The 10,360-nt window shown below is 64.6% G+C and carries 7 protein-coding genes and 1 pseudogene; 5 read left to right on the top strand and 3 right to left on the bottom strand.

Annotation, left to right across the window (positions count from 1 at the left end):
- The 3 genes and pseudogenes from AC1DY5_RS27840 to AC1DY5_RS27830 all read right to left on the bottom strand — a co-directional run.
- A partial coding sequence (locus AC1DY5_RS27840; protein ID WP_478116645.1) for an esterase/lipase family protein occupies positions 1 to 450 on the bottom strand: 450 nt, incomplete at its 3' end.
- A 276-nt stretch (positions 451 to 726) separates the two neighbouring features.
- Positions 727 to 2,656, bottom strand: a pseudogene (locus AC1DY5_RS27835) (bifunctional sugar phosphate isomerase/epimerase/4-hydroxyphenylpyruvate dioxygenase family protein).
- A gap of 304 nt (positions 2,657 to 2,960) precedes the next feature.
- Positions 2,961 to 4,364: an MFS transporter gene (locus tag AC1DY5_RS27830; protein ID WP_478116644.1), complete on the bottom strand. Its 1,404-nt coding sequence runs from the start codon at positions 4,362 to 4,364 to the stop codon at positions 2,961 to 2,963.
- 378 nt (positions 4,365 to 4,742) lie between these two features.
- On the opposite strand from AC1DY5_RS27830, the gene AC1DY5_RS27825 reads away from it, so the two are divergent.
- From AC1DY5_RS27825 to AC1DY5_RS27805, 5 genes are all read left to right on the top strand, one after another.
- The gene (locus AC1DY5_RS27825) at positions 4,743 to 5,486 is read left to right on the top strand and encodes a hypothetical protein (RefSeq protein ID WP_478116642.1); all 744 of its coding nucleotides are present in this window, start codon (positions 4,743 to 4,745) and stop codon (positions 5,484 to 5,486) included.
- 533 nt (positions 5,487 to 6,019) lie between these two features.
- Positions 6,020 to 7,288 carry a cupin-like domain-containing protein gene (locus AC1DY5_RS27820; RefSeq protein ID WP_478116640.1) on the top strand — a complete coding sequence of 423 codons (1,269 nt, stop codon included), beginning with the start codon at positions 6,020 to 6,022 and terminating at the stop codon, positions 7,286 to 7,288.
- A gap of 225 nt (positions 7,289 to 7,513) precedes the next feature.
- Positions 7,514 to 7,906 carry an FCD domain-containing protein gene (locus AC1DY5_RS27815; RefSeq protein ID WP_478116639.1) on the top strand — a complete coding sequence of 131 codons (393 nt, stop codon included), beginning with the start codon at positions 7,514 to 7,516 and terminating at the stop codon, positions 7,904 to 7,906.
- A 620-nt stretch (positions 7,907 to 8,526) separates the two neighbouring features.
- On the top strand, positions 8,527 to 8,814 hold the full coding sequence (locus AC1DY5_RS27810) for a FitA-like ribbon-helix-helix domain-containing protein (RefSeq protein WP_478116638.1): 288 nt from the start codon (positions 8,527 to 8,529) through the stop codon (positions 8,812 to 8,814).
- Positions 8,811 to 9,224, top strand: coding sequence for a PIN domain-containing protein (locus AC1DY5_RS27805; protein WP_478116636.1), 414 nt, complete (start codon positions 8,811 to 8,813; stop codon positions 9,222 to 9,224). Before AC1DY5_RS27810 ends, AC1DY5_RS27805 begins: the two co-directional genes overlap by 4 nt.
- Positions 9,225 to 10,360: the final 1,136 nt, after the last annotated feature.

Below are 10,360 nucleotides of genomic sequence, written 5' to 3'. Positions count from 1 at the left end.
GCGCAGGACCATGTCGTGGTCGATTTCGTCCACACGATTCCTGGTCATGAGCTCGTAGAGCCAGCGCATGTTGCTCGCACCAGGATATCGGCCGAACGGCGATGCGAGCGTGATGACCAGACGCAATGCATCGGGGATCTCGTTGGCGAGTGCGCGTGCGAAGATGCCGCCCAGGCTCCAGCCGATGATGCTGACCTTTGTCTTCGTGCGTTGCGCCAATTCTTCCGCCTGGGCGCGCAACGACGCCAGCGCGCCTTTGGAGAGCCCGAGATTCCTGCCCTGTTCCCAGGTGTGCGCCTGGTAGCCCAGCCGTTGCAGTGTCTTCTGCAGCGGTGCGATCGCCAACTCGTCCTGGACAAAGCCGGGAACGATGAGTACCGCGTGCCCGTCGCCTCGCGGCAGCAGCGGGAAAAAGGGACGGAACATCACGAAGAAGCCGAGCTCCGCCAAGGCTCGGTACTCCATAGCCATCAGGAATGGGTGCGGCGGCGCGAGGTCGGTATCGGACGGTTGAGGGGTCTGCTCTTGTTGGCGGAATGAGTGAACTGCTTTGAATGTCGCACGACTTGTACCACGAGCCCCGACCCACCGGGAACCGCGACGGCCCGAGGCATTTGTGATGCAACCCAGGACTGTCGTCGCCGCACGCAAAGGGTGCGTCGCGGTCACCCGCTCAGCCCCGTCGAACCAGGCTGCCGCCTGCTGCTCAAAAGGCCAGCGAGCAGATCACGATCCGCTCGCCTGTGTGATGGGCATCTGCGCCTGTGAGGCCATCCGTGCGGGTGCATTGGTGGCTCCATAACCGTCGTAGCCACCGACGCGTTGGATGATCTCGAAGAAGATGCCTTCTTCCAGGGTCTCGCTGTAGATGTGCAGGTAGTCGCCCGTCGGGGAGCGGTCGAAAAGGATGCCGGCCGCGCGCAGCCGCTGTAGCAGCGCATCGTCGAGCTCCAGCCGCGTGGGCAGATCATCGTAGTAGTTCGGTGAGATGGGCACGAATCGCACGCCGCTGGACTGAAGGCGCTGCACCGAAGCGAAGATGTCGTCGCTGCGCAGCGCAATGTGCTGCACGGATCCGGCGCCACGCCGCCTCACCGCTTGGGCCGTCCGCGTGCGTTCGCTCAGTGAGACGTTGAGGACCAGTCGTACGCTGCGCTGGGCATTCGCCACGCCGCGGCTGCGAATCAGGCCGAAGGGATCGGCCAGCTCCAGGCTCTCGCCCATCTCCAGGCCCAGCACGGCGCGCGAAAACAGGACCCAGGTATCGAGTTGGTCCAGACCCAGGCCCAAGGCGATGTGATCGATGTTCAGCAGGGCGGGGCCCCCGGTGGCCGGGTCCTGCGTCCCTTGCTCCAGCGCAAAATCGGATTCGAACAGGCGATGGCGGTCGGCGGCAGGAACGAAATAGATCAAGTTGCCCCCGGGCGCAACAATGGACGGGACCGGCATCTCGTTGGGGCCGAGCGGGCCGTCATAGCGCTTCGACCGCATGGCAGTCGCCCGGCCCACCGCACCCTGCGGATCGGTGGTCGCGATGCCCAGCGCACAGACAGACGCGCCGTGGATCTGGAATCGCTCGCTTGCAAAGGATCCCGGTTGGGCATTGACGATCAGGTTGATTTCGCCCTGGCGGTAGAGGTCCACCGCCTTGGAGCGGTGGCGCCCGATACGGCGAAATCCCAACTGCTTGAACAGGGCCCCAGGCCTCGGCCGATGGGCCGTCTACAGCGAACTCGATGAACGAGATCCCCTCGAGCTGCGGCAGTGGCGGCGGACTCAGAAGCTCGACGCGCTCCAGCACTTTGGCCGGCCTGCTGTCGACCTGGGAAGCCCGCATCGCAAAGCGCTCGCGTACCTGGCTTTCAAGATAGAGCAACGAACGCATGGCATCCACCGCCGTGCGGCGATTGGGCGTCTCGCGGAACACGTCGTTGAATATCTCCAGCGAGAGCGGTCCGGCGTAGCCCGACAGCAGGACGTTCTCGAAGAAGGTCTCGCAGTCCAACTGGCCCTGGCCCGGAAAGGACCGGTGATGGCGCGCCCATTGCAGCACATCCATGGCGAGCAGCGGGGCGTCCGCCATCTGGAGGAAGAAGATCTTGTGCCCGGGAATCTCGGCGATCCCCCGGGGATCGTCCTTCAATGACAGCGTGTGGAAGCTGTCGAGGATCAAACCCAGGTGCGGATGGTCGGCACGGCGCACGATGTCCCATGCCTGGCCATACAGCGACGTGAAGCGGCCCCACGCCAAGGCCTCGAAGCCGACGCGCAGGTTGCGCAGGGCAGCGCGCTCGGCGAGGGTTCGCAGTTGCGATGCGGCCCGGCCCGGGTCGTCGACGGCGAGCGGCGAAGTGTTCGAGCAGCACAGCATCAAGGGCGCGCCCATGGCCTGCATCAGGTCGAACTTGCGCTCGGCACGGTCCAGACTGCGCTCGAATTGGGCAGCGGGCATGCCTTCGAAATCGCGAAACGGCTGATACAGGTCGATCGTCAATCCCAGGTCTTCGGTCATCCGCCGCAGTTCGGCCGGCGAACCGTTGAAGTGGATGAAATCGTTCTCGAAGAGTTCGATGCCGTCGAAGCCGGCGGCGGCGATGGCCTCCAGCTTCTGCCGCAGGGTGCCCGACAGCGAAACCGTTGCAATGGATCGGTGCATATGGATTCCTCGATGTTTCAATGCCTGCGAGCCGAGCTGTACGCCAAGCCGGCAGCCGACACTTCTTCATCCGTTCGCGGAGGTCCTCTGGACCTGCTGCGAGGCGAGTTCGGCCACGCGTTCGAAACGCGAGGACAGGCTTGCCGCCTCCGCGCTGGCCGCGGTGCCGCGCGCATCATGAATTCGTCGCCCGGCTTGGCGGCACTGGACATCGCATTCTCCTCTTCAGGTCGATCGGGATATCGGAGGGCCCCAGTCGGGCCCGGCATGCCATCGGCGTCCGGCCGATGGCACCACGAAGGTCTCAGGCCTTCGCCAATTTCGAGCCCGCGATGGTCTGCGCCCGCAGCCGGTCGTATTCATCCTTGGGCACAGGTACCGCATTCGCATTGCCGAGGTCGTTCATGTGCACCCGGTAGGTTTCCCGGGCAGTCCAGGCCGCGATCGCGGCCACGACCGTGATGCCGAAGGTGATCGCACCGACCGTGAACGGGATGTCGAGCGCTCCGGGCGGCGCCACGGCGACGAAGAGCGCCGGCAGCAGGGCACTCACGAGGGTACCAAGGTTCTGGGAGATGGCCATGCCCGAGACGCGAGTGCGGGTCGGGAACATCTCGGGGTAGAAGCTCGGGAAGATGGCGTTGTAGCCTTGGTAGACGACGCCCCACATCAAGATCGACATCGTGATCGCCAACGGCACGCTATGGATGCTGATCGCATAGAGGTAGCCAAACGAGAGCAGCCCCGAAGCGAGCGCGCCGACGATGATCGGTGGCTTGCGGCCGATCTTGTCGGACAGGTTGCCGACGAACGGGATGACCAGCACGGCGACGATGTTGCCCAGAACCGGGATCCACAGGTAGACGTCCTTCTCGAAGCCGATCCCATAGCCGGGCTGGACGGCGTAGGCGGCGCCGAAGATCGTCGTCACCACCGGAATGACGTTCATCAGGGAGCAGCACATCACCCGCAGCATGTCCCTCCAGCTTTCCTTGACGGCCTGGATGATCGGCATCTTGGGCAGCTCGCCCTGCGAACCTTCCTCGGTGAAGGCCGGCGTCTCGTCGACCTCGCGGCGAATGATGTAGCCGGCGACGATGACGATGAAGCTCAGCAGGAAAGGAATGCGCCAGCCCCAGGAGTTGAACGCATCCGCGGGCATGAAATGCGCCAGCGGCAGGAATACGGCCGCGGCCATGATCTGGCCGGCCTGCACGCCCTGCAGCGTGAAGCTGGCGTAGAAGCCGCGCCGCCCGAAGGGCGCGTGCTCGAGGATCATCGAACTGGCGCCGGAGATCTCGCCGGCCACCGCGAAGCCTTGGATCAGGCGCAGGATGACGAGCAGGAACGGTGCCAGCAAGCCGACCTGGTCATAGGTAGGCAGCAGCCCGACGGCCACGGTCGAGAAGCCCATCAGGAACATGCACACGATCAGCACCGTCTTGCGTCCGTGCGTGTCGCCCCAATGCCCGAGAAAGAAGGCGCCGACCGGTCGCGCGACGTAGCCCACCCCGTAGGTCGCGAGCGAGGCGATGATGGCGACCTTGGGATCCGATTTGGGAAAGAAGATCTGCGGAAAAATCAGCGACGCCGCCGTGGCGTAGATGAAGAAGTCGTAGTACTCCAGCGCCGAGCCTATCCAGCCGCTGGCCGTGGCCTTCTTGGTCTGGTGCCTGGCGTGGGGCTCGTGTTCCGTGAGACTGGCCATTCTTGTCTCCAGTGAAGCTTAGTTGAATACTTCGAGCGCCGTGTAAACTAACAATAGGGATGCTGATCGTCAATAGTTGCCTGCGCGACACCGGGCGGTCATCGGTCGCATCGCCCGATCAACGCACGCCGTTGGAGTTGTTGTCATGCCATCGCCAAACAGGACTTGGCATCGAAGATTTTCCGGGCGCGGTTGGGTATGACTCAAATTCCCGTCGGCCGAGGAGGACGGACCGGGTCGGCAATCGACATACCGCGCGTCCGACGCGCCGAGCCGGATGACCGGGTCCGCTGCAGGGCAGTGCTCCGATGGCGACAGTGGACGCTGGCAGGTTGCGAGAAATGCGGTGCGAAAACGTCGTCGACTAGCATGGTCGGTATGAACCAATTGCAGTTCGAACTTGATCGTCTATATGGACTGGGCGTAAACGTCGCAGATGGCGCCGCCCCGGGCGTCGGACATGAAGGGTGCCAGCGTGGCATCCGAGCCTTGGTGCTGGAGCTGGCGCTACCCGCGGGTTGGGGACAGCTTTCTTCGGTCTGGAAGGGTGCCCAATCGGATCTCGGCCTTCCTCCCCCAGCCATCGCGGTCTCGGGCGTCGACGGGCTGCAGCTGTGGTTCGCCCTGGCGTCGCCGATTTCGCCGAGTGCCGGCGAGCTCTTTCTGCAGGGCCTCCGTGCACGGTACTTGTCAGACGTCGGGTCGACGCACGTACGTCTGATGACCAAGACAGCTAAATTCCCGGCTGCGCCGCCCGTCGAGGTCAGCCCGGATCGCTGGTCGGCTTTCGTCGCCCCCGATTTGGCATCGGTGTTTGCCGATACGCCGTGGCTGGAGTTTCCTCCCAACGGCGAAGGCCAGGCGACGCTTCTGCGCGCGCTCGAGCCCATTCAACAGGTTGCGTTCGAAGCCGCGTTGAGCCAGCTTGGTGCAATCGAAGGGGGTGAGTCTCGCGAACCAGCTGCCTTGAAGGTACCCGCGCCGGCCGAAGTGCGGACGTGCGAGCAAGTGGACGCCGATGCGGTACGTTTTCTTAGAGGCGTAATGAACGACGAGACGGCGCCTCTGGCTTTGCGGATAGAAGCCGCAAAGGCCTTGCTTCCCGGTGCCAAGCGTTCATAGACAACGCCGGGCCCGAACGATCTGCGAACGAGCCGGTCTTCGCGATGCCGAAGGAGAACGCCATCCAGCACGAAGGCTTCATGCGCCTGGTGCGGCAGCTCCCGTGCGCCCATTGCGGCCGGCCTGGCCCCGAGCCAGTTCTGCCACGCCGACGAAGGGAGGGGCAACGGGATCAAGACGGATTTCCGCCGTGGCTGGCCCGGCTGCGGCCTGATCCTCCCGGCCCTTGATTGCTTTCAACCTAACTTCGACGAAACCATCGGCCATGGCCGCTTCGGCGCGAACGCACCACGGGTAGGTTCCGGAGCCAGACTGCATGAGCACATTGGGCTGACCCGGCGCGCCGGCATCCGCCTCGACGATCCATTCTGGGTTGCTGCGACCGGTGACGCCGCAGGTCCATCCGGCGGGTGGGCTGCCGACCGCATCTGTGTCGAAAGGCGCAGGTGGCGCACACTGGCGTCATGAACCTTCCAATGCCCCCCGCGCCGCGGCCCCAAGTGGATGTTGCTGGGGTACCGCTCGATGCCTCCTTGCAGCGCTGGATCGTCGAACAGCGGCTGCGCGGCTGCACGGTGGCCTCGTTGCTCGACGTGATGGAGAAGGCCGGCCATGCGCGCGAGGCAGCGCGGCGCGCCATCGGGGCGCTCGAGCGCCATCCTGCGTATGCGGTCGCGCAGGCGGTGCAGCAGCGCCAGCGCAAGCTGGAGGCCGTGGCGCTCAACCTGCAGCGTCTGTGGGCGTCGGATCCGCACTATCGCGCGGTGGACAAGCGCGCGGAGCTGTCGGAGGCTGAGTTCGCCGAGCGGTACGTCCGCGGCTGCCGGCCGGTCGTGCTGACCGGCCACACGCACGACTGGCCCGCCATGCGCACCTGGTCTCCCGCTGACCTGAAGCGGCGCCTCGGCCACCTGGAGGTCGACATCCAGGCCGAGCGCAACGCCGACGACGCCTACGAGGAGAACAAGTTGCTGCTGCGCCGACGCGTAAACCTCGGCGTCTTCGTGGACCAGGTGCTGCAAGGCGGAGTCACCAACGACTATTACCTCACCGCCAACAGCGAGGTGTTGCGCCGGCCGGAGTTCGCGTCGCTGCTCGACGACATCGGCACCTTGCCGCCGCTGGCCGACCGCGCGCAGCTCGCCGAACGCTCGTCGTTCTGGTTCGGCCCCGCGGGCACGGTGACCCCGCTGCACCACGACACGCTGATGCTCTTCCACACGCAGGTTGTCGGCCGCAAGCGGTGGCGCTTCGTGTCGCCACTCGAATGGCCGCGCCTGTACAACGCACGTCACGTCTTCAGCGAGGTGGACCTGGAGCGTCCCGACTCCGTGCGCTTCCCTGCCTTCGCCGAGGCGACGGTGCTGGAGGTGGTGGTTGAGCCGGGCGAGACGATGTTCCTGCCTCTCGGCTGGTGGCACCAAGTCACCGCGCTCGACGTGAGCCTCTCGTTCTCGTACTCGTGCCTGTCGGTCGAGAACCAGTTCGATTACCCGGACCCCGCGTTCCTGCCGCCGCCGGCCGCCACGCTAAACACCACGTCCGAGGAGGTGCGTGAAGGCCTCGTGAACGCGGTGGCTCCGGACTCGGACGTCGTCGAAGCGCAGTTCGCCGACGGCAGCGCGTTGCGCTTCAGCCCGACGCCCGACGGCTTCGAAGTTAGTGCGACAGCGCCCGGCTCGCGGGCCGCGCAGTGCGGCGAGCAACTCGCGGGCGTCGCGCGCACCGGCGACGGCATCGAGTGCCACTTCAAGGACGGCTCTTCGCTGCGCATCGTGCCGTTTCACGCCGCCCCAAGGTGAGGGTGCCCGGCCGGCACCGAGCAGATGCGGGAACGACATCATCGTGACACGGGCCGTTCTCGTGCCTCCAGTTTGATGCTGCGCTTTCGTGCCGCCCTGGGCGCGTCACGTCATAGCTGACCCGCGAGCGTCGGGTAGCCTTTTCCGAAAGCAATGGGATGGACGCCCCCACCCGTAACGGCATCGCGATGTGCCAAAGTGGAAGCGTTGCTTCAACGCGCTTACATGATGCTGGCGCAGTCGCTGCGGGCACTGGCGCTGAAAGGCAACGATTCTGAGGCCGAACTGGTGCAGGCGCGTGCGGCCGTGCATGTCAGCCTCGTGCGGCTGGCCTGCGAGGCAGCTCAGCCGGCGGACTTCGAAGCCATCGAGCAGAACCTGCGGGCGCTGGACGGTTACGCCGCCGAGGGCGACATGGTCAGGCGCGCCGAGGCTGCCATCACGTTCTTCAAGCAACTGACCACGGCGGCGCCGGCCCTGACGCCGTTGCGCTGGCAGGTGTTGTCATGCCTGCACGCGCGTGATGCGGACGGCGCCGCAGCAGCGATGTCGGAATATCTCGGATTGGTGGCCTGTTCACGGGCAGCCGCCAAGCAGCCCAGCCCGGCGGACGCATAGAGATTCTCATTCCGTTGCGACCTCCCACCACCATGCCGTTGGCGGTGCCGATGACGTCGGCCGCCGCAACAAGAGCGATAGGCCGGCGGCCATGCTGTTCGTCCTTGTTGGGACAAAGCGCTCCTGATTGCTGTGCAAACCACCGCCGTCGCTCGCATAGGTGTTGCTCGGCGGTCGAGGGCGGATGGCCGGAGTGGGCCCGGACCGCCACTCCGGCGGCCTGAGTAACGGCAACGGCCAACTCAACTGGTCTTCGATACTGGGATGGCGCCGGCCGCTTGAGCAGGCTAGGCACAACCCTGGAACCGGTCGTCGAGATTGCGATCATTCAGGGCACCTGAATGTCCGTAATCGGAATTACAGCGTGAGTTCCCCGAGCGGACAGGAAGGACAGCAACCGCTGCACACGCGACCTTGCTCATGAGAAATCGATTGGTCGTAGTAGGCCGACTTTCGACCGAACCCGCCCATACCGGCGGCGCAGTGAGTTGGACGAGCGTGGGCTTGCCAAGCGAATGCGCGCCAAGCTCCCGCTCCTATCGAGCGAACCCGATGTCTCGCTCTTTGCGACCGAGAAGGCACACGCGTACAATTGCTATCAAATATTAGAAATGATAGCAATGTCCACAATCACCATTCGCGATATTCCCGAGGACGCCCATGCGGCCCTTAAGGTGATGGCGACCGACGCGCAGAAGGGCGGTCGACGCAGCGTGGAAGGCTTCGCCCGATCGCTGCTGGTGGATGCGGCTCGCAGGAGGGGGCCCAGACTGGGCAGCCAGCTCCTGGCCATCGGTCGCCAATTCCACGCCAGTGTCGAAGCGGCGGGTGACGGCACTACAAACGAGGAAATCGATGCTTTGTTCAAGCGCTCGACTGAGCAAGGTGAACCGGCGTCCTTCGAATGATTCTGCTCGACACGAACGTCCTGTCCGAACCGCTCAAACCTCGACCCGATCCTAGCGTGATTGCTTGGCTGGACAGCCAGGCGAACGATCAGGTGTGCATCAGCGCAGTCAGCGCCATGGAGATGCTTGATGGCGCGGCACGGCTGGATGTCGGCGCTCGCCGGCTGCGACTCGAGGAGGCCATCAATAGTCTGCTCCCGAGGTTCACGTGCCTGCCGTTCGATGAATTTGCCGCTCGCGCCTGCGTGCACTTGACGGAAAAGGCCCGCAGGGCCGGCCACAGTGTCTCGATAGGTGACGCCCAGGTCGCAGCGATTGCGCAGTCCAGTGGTATCGAGGCGGTAGCGACACGCGACACCGGGCCTTTCGAGGCCATGGGTGTGACGGTCGTGAATCCCTGGGCGATCTAACGGAGGCGTCTTAGCGCGAAGTGCAGGCCTCCCACGGCGCGAGGGGCGCCCTGGTCTGCGCACACCATCAAGCGGCCAAGGACGCCGCATGGCCTGTCTTCGTCGTGGGGATCGGCCATCGTGGCGAGGCCTATCGCTGTGCTCTCCCCGAACTTCGGACGATGGCCACCACCAATTTTTTTTTCAACAACTGAGGCTATTCACGATGATCACATCTTCAACCGCTACGTCGGCAGTGTCCGTCACCGAGTTTCTCCAGGAAGCATCAAACCGGACGAGGGCGCCCGCGGCTCCCCGTGCGGCTGGGCGGGACGGACACCCAAGGGAGGCTCTGCAGATCGTCAAGACGACTTTCTACGGCGAAAGCCCGTGGGCAGCCCTGCACCTCGCCGTAGAGAACGCTGCCGCCGAAACAACACCCCGCACGCGTATCAAGCCAGCGACGAAGGGGAAGAGGCCCCAACGCGCTCTATAAATGACTTCATGTCGATGGCGTGTTTCTTGGCTGCTCAAGGAACGGGGCATCGGCTTCGTGTCGTTCCGCCCGGGCTCGTGGGCAAGAACGAAATGCGTCGACGGGGAACCCAGCTTGAATCACGGCTTGCGCGGGGACAAGGCGCTACGGGCTCCGCCCTTCGCGTCTTCCGCCCTGCGAGGCCAGTCCGCGGACCCGACGCGACGAGCTTCAGTTCTCCTGCAACGTCGGTTCGGTAGTTCTGATAGCCTGCTGACCTCCCCAATTTTGGGGATGTCCGGCGCCGCCAGGAACCCACACACTGCGCCCAAACAATTTGAGTGGGGCTTCGGGTATGGAATGGGTGCACTGGGTGCTTGTGGCCGGTGTCGCGTGCGCCGGTATCGCGTGGGTTCTCGTGATTCGGCCGATGCAGCATCGCGGATGGAGGTCGTTGAACGAGCGGTTGGCTGCGCAGGTCACACAGTCTGCGGAGCTCCTGAGCGAGTGCTCCGGCACCGGAAAAGTCGACGGACGCCTGTCGACGATCCGCTGATGAAGGGGACATAGGCTCGGTCACAGCTTGACCGGTCCAGCGCTCGCGTCGACGCCGGCGCCGTCCAAAGCCTTCTTTAGGGCTTCCTCCACTGGGTCGATTCGCGTTTTGCACACCTGGTAGGCC

It is taken from the genome of Variovorax sp. P4_D9, from assembly GCF_056401695.1.
Note: the sequence above shows the minus strand (reverse complement) of the source record. Positions and strands in the feature narration are given on the sequence as shown.